15 protein-coding genes and 3 tRNA genes are annotated in these 15,228 nt (G+C 56.0%); 17 read left to right on the top strand and 1 reads right to left on the bottom strand.

Going from position 1 to position 15,228, the window contains the following annotated elements:
- Positions 1 to 5: 5 nt before the first annotated feature.
- The 13 genes from B3K78_RS02340 (at position 6) to B3K78_RS02400 (ending at position 10,201) form a co-directional block, all read left to right on the top strand.
- A complete protein-coding gene (locus tag B3K78_RS02340) occupies positions 6 to 647 on the top strand; it encodes a MotA/TolQ/ExbB proton channel family protein (protein WP_204995481.1) in 642 nt (213 codons plus the stop codon).
- Positions 644 to 1,069 (top strand): ExbD/TolR family protein, encoded by a 426-nt coding sequence (locus B3K78_RS02345; protein WP_286694167.1) that lies wholly within the window; start codon positions 644 to 646, stop codon positions 1,067 to 1,069. The genes B3K78_RS02340 and B3K78_RS02345 overlap by 4 nt, the downstream gene beginning before the upstream one ends.
- Before the next feature lie 13 nt (positions 1,070 to 1,082).
- Positions 1,083 to 2,894: a lipid A export permease/ATP-binding protein MsbA gene (gene msbA, locus B3K78_RS02350; RefSeq protein WP_286694168.1), complete on the top strand. Its 1,812-nt coding sequence runs from the start codon at positions 1,083 to 1,085 to the stop codon at positions 2,892 to 2,894.
- Entirely contained in the window at positions 2,884 to 3,876 is a 993-nt protein-coding gene (gene lpxK, locus B3K78_RS02355; protein ID WP_286694169.1) for a tetraacyldisaccharide 4'-kinase, read from the top strand. The genes msbA and lpxK overlap by 11 nt, the downstream gene beginning before the upstream one ends.
- Before the next feature lie 15 nt (positions 3,877 to 3,891).
- Complete coding sequence (kdsB, locus tag B3K78_RS02360) at positions 3,892 to 4,659, top strand: 3-deoxy-manno-octulosonate cytidylyltransferase (protein WP_286694170.1); 768 nt, start codon at positions 3,892 to 3,894, stop codon at positions 4,657 to 4,659.
- A complete protein-coding gene (locus B3K78_RS02365) occupies positions 4,622 to 5,122 on the top strand; it encodes a low molecular weight protein-tyrosine-phosphatase (protein ID WP_286694171.1) in 501 nt (166 codons plus the stop codon). The genes kdsB and B3K78_RS02365 overlap by 38 nt, the downstream gene beginning before the upstream one ends.
- Complete coding sequence (gene murB / locus B3K78_RS02370) at positions 5,122 to 6,144, top strand: UDP-N-acetylmuramate dehydrogenase (protein WP_286694172.1); 1,023 nt, start codon at positions 5,122 to 5,124, stop codon at positions 6,142 to 6,144. The genes B3K78_RS02365 and murB overlap by 1 nt, the downstream gene beginning before the upstream one ends.
- A gap of 2 nt (positions 6,145 to 6,146) precedes the next feature.
- The gene (locus B3K78_RS02375; RefSeq protein WP_286694173.1) at positions 6,147 to 6,743 is read left to right on the top strand and encodes an alpha-ketoglutarate-dependent dioxygenase AlkB family protein; all 597 of its coding nucleotides are present in this window, start codon (positions 6,147 to 6,149) and stop codon (positions 6,741 to 6,743) included.
- A gap of 64 nt (positions 6,744 to 6,807) precedes the next feature.
- The gene (locus B3K78_RS02380) at positions 6,808 to 7,461 is read left to right on the top strand and encodes a response regulator (RefSeq protein WP_286694174.1); all 654 of its coding nucleotides are present in this window, start codon (positions 6,808 to 6,810) and stop codon (positions 7,459 to 7,461) included.
- Positions 7,462 to 7,470: 9 nt separating this feature from the next.
- Complete coding sequence (uvrC, locus tag B3K78_RS02385) at positions 7,471 to 9,306, top strand: excinuclease ABC subunit UvrC (RefSeq protein WP_286694175.1); 1,836 nt, start codon at positions 7,471 to 7,473, stop codon at positions 9,304 to 9,306.
- 42 nt (positions 9,307 to 9,348) lie between these two features.
- The gene (gene pgsA, locus B3K78_RS02390; protein ID WP_286694176.1) at positions 9,349 to 9,915 is read left to right on the top strand and encodes a CDP-diacylglycerol--glycerol-3-phosphate 3-phosphatidyltransferase; all 567 of its coding nucleotides are present in this window, start codon (positions 9,349 to 9,351) and stop codon (positions 9,913 to 9,915) included.
- A gap of 105 nt (positions 9,916 to 10,020) precedes the next feature.
- Positions 10,021 to 10,096: transfer RNA gene (locus B3K78_RS02395), tRNA-Gly, on the top strand.
- Between the two features lie 31 nt (positions 10,097 to 10,127).
- Positions 10,128 to 10,201: transfer RNA gene (locus B3K78_RS02400), tRNA-Cys, on the top strand.
- Positions 10,202 to 10,290: 89 nt separating this feature from the next.
- Here the strand turns inward: B3K78_RS02400 and B3K78_RS02405 are convergent.
- Positions 10,291 to 10,881, bottom strand: coding sequence for a hypothetical protein (locus B3K78_RS02405; protein WP_286694177.1), 591 nt, complete (start codon positions 10,879 to 10,881; stop codon positions 10,291 to 10,293).
- A gap of 520 nt (positions 10,882 to 11,401) precedes the next feature.
- On the opposite strand from B3K78_RS02405, the gene B3K78_RS02410 reads away from it, so the two are divergent.
- The 4 genes from B3K78_RS02410 to B3K78_RS02425 all read left to right on the top strand — a co-directional run bounded on the left by B3K78_RS02410 (position 11,402) and on the right by B3K78_RS02425 (position 15,152).
- Positions 11,402 to 11,626 carry a hypothetical protein gene (locus tag B3K78_RS02410; protein WP_286694178.1) on the top strand — a complete coding sequence of 75 codons (225 nt, stop codon included), beginning with the start codon at positions 11,402 to 11,404 and terminating at the stop codon, positions 11,624 to 11,626.
- A gap of 9 nt (positions 11,627 to 11,635) precedes the next feature.
- Positions 11,636 to 13,999, top strand: coding sequence for a S8 family peptidase (locus B3K78_RS02415; protein WP_286694179.1), 2,364 nt, complete (start codon positions 11,636 to 11,638; stop codon positions 13,997 to 13,999).
- 106 nt (positions 14,000 to 14,105) lie between these two features.
- A tRNA-Leu gene (locus B3K78_RS02420) sits at positions 14,106 to 14,192 on the top strand.
- A gap of 222 nt (positions 14,193 to 14,414) precedes the next feature.
- Complete coding sequence (locus B3K78_RS02425; protein WP_286694180.1) at positions 14,415 to 15,152, top strand: helix-turn-helix domain-containing protein; 738 nt, start codon at positions 14,415 to 14,417, stop codon at positions 15,150 to 15,152.
- Positions 15,153 to 15,228: the final 76 nt, after the last annotated feature.

Raw genomic sequence — 15,228 nt, forward strand, 5'->3', positions numbered from 1 at the left:
GTGCTGTGCTGGAACTCGTCAAAGCTGGTGGCTGGCTAATGCTACCAATCATCCTTTCTTCCATTCTCGCCCTGGCAATTTGTGTAGAACGTTTTTTAGCGCTGAACCCCGACAAGGTTGCCCCGCGCAATTTGCTCAATCAGGTGTGGGGCTGGATGCAAAACAAGCAGCTGGACAATGAAAAACTTCGCCAGCTGCGCAAGGGCTCGCCACTTGGCGAAATCATTGCCGCCGGGCTTGGCAACGCCAAACACGGCCGCGATATTATGAAAGAGAGCATCGAAGACGCGGCCTCCCATGTTATCCACGAGCTGGAGCGCTACCTCAATGCCCTGGGAACAATTGCTGCCGTTACCCCGCTACTGGGTTTGCTGGGAACCGTGGTCGGCATGATCCGAGTATTCAGCGAGATCATGGTGCAGGGGACCGGAAATGCGGGGGTACTGGCTGGAGGTATTTCCGAGGCACTGATCACCACCGCCTCCGGGCTGTGTGTAGCCATTCCTGCGCTGATTATGCACCGGTATTTCTTGCGCCGTATCGATGCCATCGTTGTGACGATGGAGCAAGACACCATCAAGCTCATTAATGCCGTCCACGGCGATGTGCAAATGAAAGAAAATAGCCACTCGGGGCGCTCGGCGTGAAGTTTCGCCGGCAGCGTATCGATGACGGCGGCGTAAACCTGACGCCGCTGATCGACGTGGTATTTCTCCTGTTGATTTTTTTTATGGTGTCGACGACCTTTACTAAGGAAAGCCGTCTACAGCTGGAGTTGCCCACGGCCGAGGGTGAGTCGCTTAGCGATGACACCGACCTGATTGAAATAATCATCAACGCGCAGGGCCGTTTTCAAGTCAATGAACAATCACTGGGTGATGGTGGTCTAGAGGCATTGCTTAAGGCTCTGCAGAATGCTTCGGGCGGTGATACGATGCGCCCGGTCATCATTACCGCTGATGCCAACAGCCCCCATCAAGCGGTTGTCACGGCGATGGATGCAGCGGGCCGCCTGGGCTTTGTTAAGCTTAGAATTACCACACAGGAAGCTGATGCCAGTCCAAACTAGGGCGGCTTATGTTATGAGTAAAAAACCTTCAGATTTAGCTATTTATGGCCGGCTTTTAAAGTACGTTTTCCCATTTTGGCCGCTGTTTTTGCTCAGTGTCTTGGGCTTCTCATTCTATTCGGGTGTGCAGGTTTTACTCGCCGATATGATGCAGCTGATCGTCGATTACATCGGCGGAAATGTTAAGCCGGGCGAGGGTGGGGTAACGGCCAAGATGATGTGGGCACTGGGCGGGGATGACTTCCACCTGGGCTCGGCGCGTACCTGGATCGTGGTGGCTCTGGTGGCACTGGGTGTTGGTCGCGGGCTGGGCTTTTTCGTGGGTAACTACTTTATTGCCGGTATCTCGCACCGCTTGGTGCACGTGCTTCGGGTAGAGCTCTATCAAAAAATGCAGTTCATCCCCAGTAGCTATTTCGATCGCAACTCCACGGGCGCACTAATCTCGAAAATTACCTTTAACGTCGAGCAAGTGACGGGTGCTGCGGTCAACGCCCTGAAGGTGGTACTGCGCGAAGGCACCTTTGCGATTGGCTTACTGGCCTACCTCCTGTATATGAATTGGCAGCTGACCCTGGTTTTTTTACTTGCCTTGCCAATGATCGGCGTGACCGTGTGGTGGGTGGGCAAGCGCTTTCGCAAGATCAGCCGCAAGATCCAGAACGCAATGGGCGAGGTGAACCAAGTCACCAACGACAGCATTAATGCCTATCGTGAAATTCGCCTTTATGGCGGCAGCGCCCAGGAAGCAAAGCGATTTCAGGCGGCAAGTGAAAAAAACCGCAATCAGAATATTAAAATGGCGTTCTACAACGCGATTAGTCCAACGGTGATTCAATTTCCGGTGGTGTTGGCGACGGGCCTGTTGATCTGGATTGCTCTGGGTCTTACCGGCCAAATGACACCAGGCTCTTTTGTGGCCTACCTTTCCGCGGCGCTCTTTTTGCCCAAGCCCATTCGCCAACTGGCCGAGGTGAGCAGCGTGATTCAGAAAGGTCTGGCTGCCGCCGAGAGTATTTTTGAGTTTCTCGATGCTGAACAGGAAAAAGACGAGGGCCGCATCGAGTGTGAACGTGTGCGCGGCGAGATAGACATCCGCCACCTCAATTTTCGTTACGGCCCGGAGCTGCCGAATGTGCTCACCGACATTAATCTGCATGTGGAGCCCGGTACGTCGCTAGCCTTAGTGGGCCTTTCTGGCTCCGGCAAGTCCACCTTGGTCAGCTTGCTGTCGCGTTTTTACCAACACAGTGAAGGTGAGCTGTTGCTCGACGGCGTTGATATTCGCGATTACACCCTGGATAACCTGCGTCACAATATCGCCTTGGTTACCCAACAAGTGACGCTGTTCAATGACACGGTGTACAACAATATTGCCTATGGCAGCATGGCATCGGCCAGCCGTGAAGAGGTGCTTCGCGCAGTTGAGGCGGCCCACGCCAGCGACTTTATTAACAGTTTGCCTGAGGGAATCGATACCGTCATCGGTGAGGACGGCGTCATGCTGTCCGGCGGCCAGCGCCAGCGTTTGGCCATTGCCCGGGCATTTTTGAAAAATGCGCCGCTGCTGATACTCGACGAGGCAACGTCGGCGCTCGATAACCAGGCGGAATCCCATATTCAAAAAGCGATGGAAGAGGTCATGAAAGGCCGCACGACCATCGTGATTGCCCACCGACTCAGCACTATTGAGAGTGCCGACCAAATCGTGGTGATGGAGGAGGGGCGCATTCTGGAGCGGGGCAGCCACGCTGACTTGTTGGCCTTGGGGCAACGCTACGCTCAGTTGTATAACCGCAATTTTGAGGAAGATAGTGAAGCTTGAGCAATGGCTGAATGCGCGTTGGTACGGGCGGCCGGGAGTGCTGTATGCATTCTGGCCTCTGGAGTGCCTGTTTCGCGCATTGGCCGCATTGCGACGGCGCAATACCCGCCCACAGCGTTGTTCGGCGCCGGTTATTGTGGTCGGCAATATCGCTGTCGGTGGCAGTGGTAAAACCCCCGCTGTTTTAGCGATTGCCCAGCATCTCCAGGAGCAGGGCTGGCACCCCGGAATCGTCAGCCGCGGTTATGGTGGTAAAGCTGCGCAGTATCCCTTATTCGTCACCAATGCCACACTGCCCTCGGAAGCGGGCGATGAACCCTGCCTGATGGCGCGGCGCAGCGGCCTGCCGGTTGCGGTAGCGCCAGACAGGGTTGCCGCTGCAAATTTGTTAGTGGACGAGCACGCGTGCAACGTCATTATCAGCGACGATGGTCTGCAGCATTATCGCCTCTACAGAGATGTTGAAATTCTGCTTGTTGACGCAGCGCGCGGCTTTGGCAATGGCCACTGCCTGCCACTTGGGCCGCTGCGGGAACCGCCGCGGCGCAGCGAAGAGGTGGACCTGGTCATCAGCAACGGCCGCGTTGAAAGCGATGTTCTGGCGGCGTTATCCGCCTATGAAATGCGCCTGAAGGGCGACACCTTGATCAATGTTCACTCGGGCGAGCGACGCGCGGCAGCAGACTGGCCCGAGAATGCCCGTCGGGTGAATGCGATTGCGGGGATTGGCCACCCACCACGCTTTTTTGCCGCACTGACTGCGCTGGGCTTTGACTGTCGGGGGCAGGCTTTTCCCGACCACTACGAATATCGACCCGAAGACCTACAGCGGGACTCATCATTACCACTGGTGATGACGGAGAAAGATGCGGTTAAATGCGCACAGATCAGTCCGGCGGACAGCTGGATGCTTCCTGTTGATGCCGTGTTGCCCGACACGTTTTTTGAATCGCTTGATCAGTTACTCGACCGAGTTGCCTAAACGCCAGAGGTTTCCATGTCTTACACCGTTATTATTCCAGCCCGTTACGCCTCGAGCCGTCTGCCGGGGAAACCGCTGATGGACATCGCGGGCATGCCGATGATTCAGCATGTATGGCTGCGCGCCTCACAGAGCGGCGCCGAACGAGTGGTGATTGCAACCGAAGATGAACGCGTGGCCCGCCGTTGTGAAGCGTTTGGGGCGCAAGTTTGCATGACCAGTGCTGAGCACGAGAGTGGCACTGACCGCTTGCAAGAGGTGGTTGCCAAATTGGGGCTTGCCGATGACGATATCGTGGTCAATGTCCAAGGTGACGAGCCCCTGCTGCCAGCACCGGCAATAGAGCAAGTGGCGCAAAACCTCGCGGCCAATACTCAGGCCGGCATTGCAACACTGAAAGAGCCGATTGACGATGCCGCGACGGTCTTCAATCCCAATGCGGTAAAAGTGGTGAGCGATCGTCAGGGTTTAGCACTGTACTTTAGCCGCGCCCCCATCCCGTATTGCCGCGACCAATGGTCCGATGGCCAGGGGGTGCTGCCTGAGGGCGTTGAATACTGGCGGCATATTGGTATCTATGCCTACCGCGTCGGCTTTCTGCACCAGTTTGTTAGCTGGCCCGCGGGCGAGCTGGAGAGTTGTGAGCGCCTGGAACAGCTTCGGGCTATGGAGAACGGCGTGCGCATACATGTGGCGCAGAGCTGTGTCGATATTCCCGGCGGTGTAGACACCGACGAAGACCTCAATGCGGTACGCGCCGTTTTGGAGTCAGGCCGTGGTTAAGCGGGTGTTATTTGTCTGTCTGGGAAACATATGCCGCTCGCCGACGGCGCACGGCGTATTTTTGCACAAGGTGATTGATGCCGGTTTGCAGGCGCAGATCGAGATTGACTCAGCGGGCACCGCGGCTTGGCATACCGGCAAGTCGCCAGATGAGCGCAGCCAAGCCTTCGCCGCGCGGCGCGGCTACGATTTATCAGCCCTGCGTGCCCGGCAGGTATGTGAAGCCGACTTTTATCGCTTTGACTATATATTGGCGATGGACCGCGCCAATATGGATTCCTTGGCAGAGATCGCCCCGAATGATGCCAGCGCAACAGTCTCCTTACTACTGAACTTTGGCAGCAGCACGATTGAAGAGGTTCCCGACCCATACTACGGCGGCGATGACGGCTTTAACGCCGTGTTAGATCTTGTCGAGGACGCATCAGAGGGGCTGTTGCAGGCTCTGCAGAGAGAACGTTAATGTTGGAAATCGCCAAAAACGTCTCACTGCTCAATCACAATACCCTTGGCGTAACGGCGCAGGCACACGCCTACAGCGCGATCGACAGCGACGGCGACTTGCGCGACGCCCTGCAGTACGCCGAGCAGCACGGCCTGCCGAGCCTCGTACTGGGCGGCGGTAGCAATATAGTATTGAGTGATGACTACCCCGGTTTAGTGATACACATGCGCCAGCGCGGTATCATCGCAAGCCCCATTGAGGGCGGCGTGGCGCTGCGGGTTGCCGCAGGCGAAAACTGGGATGCCTTGCTGCGGTATTGTCTGGATCAAGGGTGGTATGGGCTCGAAAACCTGATAGCCATTCCCGGGTCGGTGGGGGCCGCACCGGTGCAAAATATAGGCGCATACGGGGTGGAGCTGTCTCATTGCCTGGCCTGGGTAGAGGGCTGGGATCGGCGGCTCGGCGAGCGCCGGCGCCTGTCGGCAGAGCAGTGCCAGCTGGCCTATCGGGACAGTATTTTTAAGGGCGCGTTGCGCGATCAATTCATCATTACTGAGGTTGGGCTGCATCTGCGCCATCGCGCCCACGCCAATACCGATTATCCTGCGCTGCGGCAATTCCTTGTCGAGCACGGCGAATCACCCGAGAAGGTTCACCCTCGCGTTGTTGCGCAAGCCGTTGCGGCGATACGTGCCGCTAAGCTTCCCGATGTGCACGCTGAGCCGAATGCCGGCAGTTTTTTCAAAAACCCGCTGGTCAGTGCTGATGTCGCCAAGCAATTACTTATCGACTTTCCGGAGATGGCGCACTGGCCGATGCCCGATGGGCAGGTGAAGCTGGCCGCTGCGTGGTTAGTGGACCAGTGCGGCTGGAAAGGGCGCCGTCTTGGCCCGGTCGGCGTGCACCCCAAGCAGGCCATTGTTTTGGTGAATTACCAGCAGGGCAGGGGCGAGGATATTCTTGCCCTCGCCGATGCCATCATTGGCGATGTCGCCCGGCGCTTTGGTGTGCAGTTGGCTATCGAACCGCGGGTTTACTGACGATGGCGACCGGTGAACGGGAGATACAACTTCCCGGCGGTGGGCTAATTTATCAGGCGGATTTTGTGCCGGCGCCGGATCAGTTGTTTCAGCAGTTGCGTGACCACGTTATTTGGCAGCAGCCGATGCTGCAGGTTTTCGGGCGTTGGTCTCCAACGCCGCGCCTGGTGAGCTTTGTCGGCGACGATGGGCTGAGCTATCGCTACAGCGGTCAGCAGCACGATAGTATGCCGTGGCCAGATGCCCTGTTACCGCTAAAAGCCGCGCTGGCTGATAAATACGGTTTGTTATTCAACTGTGCACTTTTAAATTACTACCGTGACGGCAAGGACTGCATGGGCTGGCACAGTGATAATGAGCGCGAGCTGGGACCATCGCCGGCTATCGCCTCAGTCAGCGTGGGGGAGTGCCGGGATTTTCGGCTTCGGCCCTCGCCCAAGGGGTGTGCCGCGGGCCATCCGCCTGTGAGCATCGCCCTGGAGCACGGGTCGCTGCTGCTGATGCTGCCGCCGACCCAATCCCACTGGCAGCATAGCCTCCCCAAGCGTGCAAAACGCGGTCCACGCATAAATATCACGTTTCGTCAGCTGATTCGCTGAGCTCCCTGTAGCCTGAATATATCCCTAAATGGTATCGTTTGCGTCTTACACAGGGAGTAACACTATGATCACAGTGCTGGTTGCAGATGACCACGCCATGGTGCGGACGGGCATAGCAAGGATGCTAGACGACGCAGACGATATCAGTGTCATTGCGGAGGCGGCAAATGGCGAGGAGGCCATTCAACGCTGCCGCGAGCTTCGGCCTGATATTGTACTGATGGATATACGAATGCCGGGTATGGGCGGCCTTGAAGCCACCCGAAAACTTCAGCAGGTTGCGCCGGATACCCGGATTATTGCGGTTAGCGCCTGCGAACAGGAGCCGATGCCCAGCCGCTTATTGAAAGCCGGCGCCTGGGCCTACCTGACGAAGGGCGGCGACGACAGTGGGCAAGAGGTACTGACTGCCGTGCGTCAGGTGGCCAGCGGCAAGCGCTATTTAAGCCCCAGTATTGCCCAGGCCCTGGCGCTCAGGGGCTATGACGAGCAATCGGCTTCGCCCTTTGACAGCCTGTCTGAACGAGAAATTCAGATCAGTATCATGATAGGCAATGGCTTACGCGTGCAGGATATTGCCGATACCCTGCATATTCAGGCGAAAACCGTGAACAGCTACCGCTATCGCATCTTTGAGAAGCTCGATGTCAATGGCGACGTGGCACTGACGCTGCTGGCCATTCGCCACGGCCTCATTGAGGCTCCGAGCAGTAGTTGATAGGACAATATGGCGTCTTCGCAGAGTTTTGACCACCAGCGTTTTTTAAAGACGGTCACCCAAAAAGCGGGTGTCTATGTCATGCTCAGCGAAGCGGCCGATATTCTCTATGTCGGCAAGGCCAAGAATCTGCGAAACCGACTGAGCAGCTACTTCCGCAGCGCGGGGCTGACCAATAAAACGATGGCGTTGGTGGCGCGCATTCATCAAATTGAAGTGACGGTTACCAGCACAGAGCGAGAAGCTCTGCTGTTGGAGCAAAACTTAATAAAGCAGTACCGACCGCCCTATAACATCCTACTGCGTGACGATAAATCCTACCCCTATATCTACCTGAGCAGCGATCATCGTCATCCGCGCTTGAGCCTGCACCGCGGCAGCAAACGCGCCAAGGGCACGTATTTTGGCCCTTACCCCAGTGCCGGCGCGGTGCGCGAGAGCCTGAGCTGGCTGCAAAAAGTCTTTAAGGTCCGCCAGTGTGAGGACAGCTACTATCGCAATCGCAGCCGGCCATGTTTGCAATATCAAATTGGTCGCTGCACCGCGCCCTGCGTCGGAAAAATTTCCGATGACGAGTATCGACGCGATGTCGCCTACACAGAAATGTTCCTCAGCGGGAAAAGTGCCGATTTACAAGCCTCACTGGCCGATGAAATGGAGCGCAGTGCCGAGGCCCTGGAGTTTGAAAAAGCGGCGGAGCTGCGCGATCGCATTGGTTACCTGCAGCAAGTCCAAGCCAGCCAATGTATTGAGGGAGAAACCGGCGACCTGGATATCGTTGCCGGCGTTATCAACGCCGGACTGTGTTGCATACAGCTATTGTCGGTGCGCGGTGGACGGGTGCTTGGCAGCCGCAGTTATTTTCCCAAAAGTGCATTGGAGGAGGGCGTGCACGATCACGTCGAAGCCTTTATCGCTCAGCACTACCTGACGGGTAGCGGCGCAACGGACTTGCCGAAGGAACTGGTACTCAATGTCGAACTCGGCGATGCTGCTTTACTGGCCAGCAGTTTAAGTGAGCAAGCCGGGCGCAGTGTTTCCATCGCGCACCGGGTGCGTAGCCAGCGTGCCAAATGGTTGCAGCTGGCAATTACCGCTGCCGAGCAGAACCTGCAAAATCGCCTGGCGGCAACGGAGAGTATGGCTGGCCGTTATCGAGCCTTGCAGGAGCTGCTGGATTTGGACGCGCCGCCATCGCGACTGGAGTGTTTTGATATTAGCCACATCAGCGGCGAGGCAACGGTGGCCTCCTGCGTGGTGTTTGATGACAACGGGCCACTGAAGTCGGACTACCGTCGGATGAATATCGAGGGTATTACCGGGGGGGATGATTACGCGGCCATGAACCAGGCGCTGAGTCGCCGTTACAAGCGTATTGCCAGCGGCGAAGTTCCCAAACCTGACATCCTGTTCATCGATGGCGGCAAAGGGCAGTTGAATCAGGCGCTTAAGGTTTTGCATGAGCTCGGCATTCGCGATCTGCTGACCGTGGGTGTTGCCAAAGGCTCCGATCGCCGCGCGGGATTAGAAGTGCTGATTCGCGGCGATAATGGACGCGAACTCAGCCTGCCAGACAACAGCCCCGCGCTGCATCTTATTCAGCATATCCGCGATGAATCGCACCGCTTTGCGATTGGTGGGCACAAAGCCCGTCGCGACAAGGCGCGCCGACAGTCGGGGCTGGAGGCGATTCCCGGCGTGGGCGCCAAGCGTCGCAGAGAGCTTCTGCGCCATTTTGGTGGCTTACAAGGAGTGCGCCAGGCGAGTATCGCCGACCTGTGTCGCGTGTCGGGTATTAGCGAAAAAATTGCCCGTGATATCTATGAAGGACTGCGTAGCGCCTAGAAAAAGCCTAAAATAGCGCCAATTCAAAGAAATGAGAGCCCCATGAATATACCCAACGCCTTGACGCTATTCCGGATTGCATTGATTCCCGTGTTTGTAATCCTGTTCTATCTGGACTTTCCCGGTAGTTACATCGCAACGGCCGCGGTATTCGCAATAGCCGGCATGACTGACTGGCTCGACGGCTACCTTGCCCGCAAGCTTGAGCAGTCCACGCCGCTGGGCGCGTTTCTGGATCCCGTGGCCGACAAGCTTATGGTCGCCGTTGCCCTGGCGCTGTTGATAGAGCGCTACAACACCCTCTGGTTTACTGTGCCTGCCATCGTAATCATTGGTCGGGAAATTGTAATTTCCGCTCTGCGTGAGTGGATGGCGGAATTGGGCAAGCGCACCAGTGTGGCCGTTTCTTACTTAGGTAAAGTTAAAACGACGGCGCAAATCGTCGCCATTATCGGCCTGCTGATGATGCCGCCCGTGGAGGGCAGTTTGTGGTACCAGGCAAATATGCTGTGCTTGTATGTTGCGGCGGTATTAACCCTGTGGTCGATGTTGATCTATCTTCATGCAGCGTGGCCGGATTTGCGCGGCAAAGTGGAAGAAAACAGATAAAACTGCGATAAATCAGCAACTTTCCTTGACAGCAAGCGGCGAGAAGCTAGAATAGGCGCCTTCTTGAGTTGCCGCCCTGTAGGGCCTTGTCTGGCATCTCAAATTGCGGGAATAGCTCAGTTGGTAGAGCGCAACCTTGCCAAGGTTGAGGTCGCCGGTTCGAACCCGGTTTCCCGCTCCAATACTTGCAACTCATCGGTTCGAGTATTAAAGGCGCGGTGGCAGAGTGGTTATGCAGCGGACTGCAACTCCGTGTACGCCGGTTCGATTCCGACCCGCGCCTCCATTTTTCTTCAGACATAATTCCCAGACATAAAAAAACGGCTGGATAATCAGCCGCTTTGTAGTGTTTTTTTCCGTATTCTTTATCTGAAATCAGGCAATGCCAACACCAACATGGCGGGTAGTGTCGTAATGCCCCCGGTGCGCCTGGCTAAAGTGCTCCCAGCTCATTGGCATTTTTTGGCGCCAGCGGCCGGGTAGGTTGCTCAGTGGCACCGCAATGCCGTCGCTGTCACGCCAGAACAGCCAGTCACAGTGTAAATGCGGTGTCAGGCGGCTGGCGATCTGCGCGGCCGCGGGACTTAGCTTTACGCCGCGCAAGTCACTGCGTTTCATGGTAATGGCTTCGAGTAGTGACAGATTTTCGCTCAAGGCAAACAAGATGGCGGCTCGTTCACCTCGTTCAAAGCGCGAGATCATATAACCCGTTTCTGACACATTGCTTAATGGGTCTGGCAGCAAGCTGTTAGCGGTGGCAATCCAGCCGTTTTGCTCAGCTTGCTCGGCGGAGATTTGTAAACGGTGAAAGGCGTCGTGCCGAGCGCTTGCACCGTCCATTAACTCAATGCGGTTAAGGGCTTCCGCCACATCCTTGAGAGCGACTTCCTCCAGTCGTAGGTCATAAAAGCATGTTTGTTTAAAACAGCTTAGGTCCACAAAGCAATTCAGGTCTGAAAATCGCATGGTTTATCCGCCTCTGTGCTCTAACGGTTTTATTATGTCTCTGGTCTGGCGTAGGAACAAATCCAGATACGTATTTTTCCCTATTGTTACAGAAAAACGTGCAGTGTGTCTCCTTTTCTAATGGTATTGCTGCGGGTATTTTGCTGCGAAATGACGCGAAAACCCCTAACTTAACTAGTGTTAAACCATATATCTGCAGAAAAGTGTGCAGTAGTCTTTTGGCGTTTATGTCAGCCCGTGCAGACGGCTGAACACTGCGTGAATCCCTTACTGCCCCTCGTCAGCCTTCGCTTTATCCTTTTTCCTATGTTTGTGTCATAACCAGTGTGAGGGATCGGTGTTGGGGAAGCTGCGCGTAATACATTGGCTGCTTTGCGTCATTACGCTGCCCGGCGCGCTGGTATTGGCGTGCTCCGGCGGTACAGGACATCAGTCACAATCCGGTGACGCACAATGGCGAGCGGACACGTTTTATGGGCCGCGATTACGAGAATACATAGAACGGGGCAGGGGGGAGGTTTTGTTTAATACAGAACAGCGTGTTCTGCTGCATTACCGCGCGGGAAGTCTGGCCGATGTACTTGAGCGCTTAAAACTCCACGACTACGCTGTGGAGAAGACAAATGCGACCTTTCTGCAGATTACGCTGCGCCTAAACAGTGAAGAGAAGCTACATCAACTGCAACAAATCGATGCAATAACGGCGGTATCTCTCGCGCCAAAGCTACCCCCAATTTCTAAATGAGATCCTAATATGACCTTAGCCCCAGCAAAAATCGGATGTGCGATCGCGGGAATACTGAGCCTGGGCATGAGCTCAGTAACATTGAGTCAGGGGGCAGGCACTGCCATTAGCGAGCGATTGGGCAGCCATTTGCGGGATATTCGCGCAGGCGTCGGCCAACGCGACAGCACCGGACTAACGCGCTTGATGCGCAGTAGTATGGAGCAAGCGCGCTTGTTCATCACGTTGCGCATCAACCCGGAGAATGTCACGGACGAGGCTTTGCGCCGCGAAATAAACAGCCTGACGGGCGTTGATCTACGCTATCTGAGCGGCGATAGGCGCTGGGCGCGCATCAGTATTTCCAGCCTGGATATACTCGATCAGCTTAGTCAGCAGCCGTGGCTGAGTGAAGCAAGTTTTGCCCCGTCGGCCATTCTTCGCCGTGGCGAAGCCCGAAGCCGAGCAGGCGTTGCGCTGCGTAGCGAGCAACTGGCGGCAAGCTATACCGTTGATGGCAGCAGTCAAGCGATTGGTATTATCTCAGACAGTTTCTCGCACACCAGCAATGTCCGTGACGCCAATACCACGCCAGCGGTGGGCCAGGCGGGCACGTTAATGGGCAGTCGGCCGCAAGACAGTGGCGATTTGCCGCAATCCGTGCGTATCCTCGCCGATGGCAGCCGAGACGAAGGTGGGAATTTCGACGGTACGGATGAAGGCGCCGCTATGGCCGAGCTGGTGTACGACATCGCTCCCGGCGCCGATATTCTATTCCACACCGCGGGGGGCAATCGTCGCGAATTCGCCGATGCAATCAGTAACCTTTGCAATGGCGGCGCCAGCATTGTCGTCGACGATATTCTATTTCTAACCGAATCCAGTTATCAGGACGATTTACCGGCGATTGCGGCCAGTAATTGTGTCGCCAAAGGCATTCCCTATGTCAGTGCGGTCGGTAATGACGGCGACCAAGGGCATCGCTTTGTCTATCGCGACAGCAACCGCTTGGTTGATGAAGAGGCCGGCAATCGCAACGCGCCGACGGGCAGCGATCTTCACAATTGGTCGCAGAGCGGCACTGACCGCTTTATGGCGGTCACCCTGCCAGCCCGCGCGTCCACGTTTGTATTGCTTAACTGGAATCAACCCAGTGCCAGCGTAAACCCAAGCAATGGCGCGCAAGTTGACTTAGACCTCTACGCGACAACCCGCGCCGATATCAGTGCTCTCACCACCACTAACGCAAGCTTCTATGCGCGCGGCGCCAATACACAGGGCACCACCAATAACCCGCGTGGCGACGCCGTCGAGTTTTTATTGCTTGAAACCGGCAGCACTGCCCAGACGTTTTACCTGGCCGTTGAGCACTATGCCGGCAGCCAGGGAGATATCCCGCAACAGAGTGGGGTGCCCTTGGAGTTCCGGCTGCTATTTACCGGTACATCGCCTGACTCTGTTGAGTACGACTACAACGGCCCCAGTACCTGGGGGCACGCGCTTACCGCGGGCATAGCCGCCGTGGCGGCCGTGCCGTGGTGGGAATCACCAGAGTTTGCACCCAGCCGTTACACCACACCGGATATCGATCCCGAGCCATTCACCTCTCGCGGTGGCAGCCAAACCATCCAATTCGATTCCCAGGGTAACTACCAAGCCAGCAATCGCAACCCGCCTGCCTTCGCCGGCGTCGATGGCAATAACACAACCTTCCTGGGCTCGCCCTCCAGCAGTGCAGCCCCCGAAGATGGCGAGCCCGACGGTTTTCCCAATTTCTTTGGCACCTCAGCCGCGGCCCCCAATGTTGCTGCGGTTTTTGCGCTGATGTTGGAAGCGTTTCCGGCCGCAACGCCCGCGCAATTAATCAGTGCCGCGCGCGATAGCGCCATTGATGTCACCGGATTTCGCGCCGCTTCGGGCAACGACGATGTAACCGGCCCGGGCTTACTAAACGCCAGCGCAGCGGCGGACTTATTAGCGCAGCGTGTTGGCGACGATGACAATACCGACGACACTCCGCCGCAAGATAATGACGGCGGCAATACCGGTGGCGGCAGCGGAGGTAGTGTCGGTGGCAGCTCCGGCGGAGGCGGTGGTGGGTGTTTTATCGCCACGGCGGCCTACGGTAGCTTTATTGCCGAAGATGTTGAGCTGCTGCGGGACTTCAGAGACCGCGTGCTGTTGCAGTTTGGTCTTGGCAGACAATTTGTCGCCTTTTACTACCAGCACTCGCCAAAACTCGCCAACGCCATTGCCGAGCGAGAATGGGCAAAATCGGTGGTTCGTGCTGGCCTGTACCCAATGGTACTTTCTATTCGTTATCCGCTGAGCAGCGCGGCAGGCTTACTGCTGTTGCTGCTGGCGTTGCACATCCGACGTCAAAAAAAGCGCTGATTCAAGTGTAGAACAGCGCTAAGGCATTGTTTTTGAGGGGGGTAGGCAGTAGAATCTGCCGCCTCTACAAAAACCGCGACGGCTGCAATAGCCTCGTCGGCCTTTTGCCCGGATGGTGAAATTGGTAGACACAAGAGACTTAAAATCTCTCGACCTCACGGTCGTGCCGGTTCGATTCCGGCTCCGGGCACCAATATCTCTCAAGCGCTTACTGTATATTCGCTGATTACGCATGATTTTCTGACCTCAACCGTGCCTTTACGGCGCGCTTAAATGATCAATAGTGACCGTTTCTAAAACAACACGTCGTATTCCTAGGTCATCACTCTTCTCGTTGTTTGCCTCCCGACCTATTTTTCTTTGGAAATGCCGTTAATATGCCCTTCAATACAAAAATACTGTCGAGGCAGACTAGTTGACGAGTAGAGATTGGGGTGGCGATATTGTTGTGTCTCAAGGGGTGGCAATTTACCGAGGTCGCGTCGGCGATAATCGTTTGCATAGCCACTGGGCATCGCAGTTAACCATAGCGCTGGATTCTGAACTCATTTTTGAAACACGCGCGGGTCGGCGCAGTGCCGGCGCGGTGTATTTCTCCTCAAAGACTGAGCATCGCCTTGAGTCGGGCTTTGTCTGTTCAATCTATCTTGATCCATTGGCAGCGCCGCTTCCCGATAGTGTCGATTTTAAGCTGGTTGATGGCTGGGCGACGTTGCCATTGGATACCTTTCCGGAGTGGTTATCGGGCATTGACCGAGAGACAGATTTACGGGCGCTCGTAGAGTCGGGGAACTTGCTCAGGCCACGTCAAACGATGGATCCGCGATTTGCTTTAGTCGCCGAGGAAATCAGCCAGCAGCTGGCGTTGGGACGGGATATTAGTCGAGATGCCCTGGCGGCGGTGGCGGGTTTATCTCCTAGTCGTTTTTCGCATTGGTTTGTTGAGTGTTCTGGTGTGCCACTGCGGAGCTACAAAAAATGGCTCAAGTTGAGGCTGGCGGTGGATGCGGTGTTGGCGGGCCAGCCGCCGATGGAGGCGGCAATGCAGGCAGGTTTTAGTGACCTGGCTCATATGAGCCGTGCGTTTTCAGCGTCTTTTGGCTTCACCTATTCCGATGCAATGCGCGCGATGGCGCAATCAACCTTGGTATAGCTGTTTCGTTCAATACCTCTGCCAACTCACAGAGTAGACTGGGTCTTTTAGAATAATCAGCGGCTGATAGGGGGGC

The sequence above is a fragment of the Spongiibacter sp. UBA1325 genome (assembly GCF_002306875.1).
Lineage (GTDB): Bacteria > Pseudomonadota > Gammaproteobacteria > Pseudomonadales > Spongiibacteraceae > Spongiibacter > Spongiibacter marinus.

What these genes read in the sequence shown, in the direction of transcription:
- msbA (WP_286694168.1), top strand. Translation starts at nt 1,083, where the DNA reads ATGAGTAAAAAACCTTCAGATTTAGCTATTTATGGCCGGCTTTTAAAG.
- kdsB (WP_286694170.1), top strand. Translation starts at nt 3,892, where the DNA reads ATGTCTTACACCGTTATTATTCCAGCCCGTTACGCCTCGAGCCGTCTG.
- B3K78_RS02365 (WP_286694171.1), top strand. Translation starts at nt 4,622, where the DNA reads ATGCGGTACGCGCCGTTTTGGAGTCAGGCCGTGGTTAAGCGGGTGTTA.
- murB (WP_286694172.1), top strand. Translation starts at nt 5,122, where the DNA reads ATGTTGGAAATCGCCAAAAACGTCTCACTGCTCAATCACAATACCCTT.
- B3K78_RS02375 (WP_286694173.1), top strand. Translation starts at nt 6,147, where the DNA reads ATGGCGACCGGTGAACGGGAGATACAACTTCCCGGCGGTGGGCTAATT.
- B3K78_RS02380 (WP_286694174.1), top strand. Translation starts at nt 6,808, where the DNA reads ATGATCACAGTGCTGGTTGCAGATGACCACGCCATGGTGCGGACGGGC.
- uvrC (WP_286694175.1), top strand. Translation starts at nt 7,471, where the DNA reads ATGGCGTCTTCGCAGAGTTTTGACCACCAGCGTTTTTTAAAGACGGTC.
- pgsA (WP_286694176.1), top strand. Translation starts at nt 9,349, where the DNA reads ATGAATATACCCAACGCCTTGACGCTATTCCGGATTGCATTGATTCCC.
- B3K78_RS02405 (WP_286694177.1), bottom strand. Translation starts at nt 10,881, where the DNA reads ATGCGATTTTCAGACCTGAATTGCTTTGTGGACCTAAGCTGTTTTAAA.
- B3K78_RS02415 (WP_286694179.1), top strand. Translation starts at nt 11,636, where the DNA reads ATGACCTTAGCCCCAGCAAAAATCGGATGTGCGATCGCGGGAATACTG.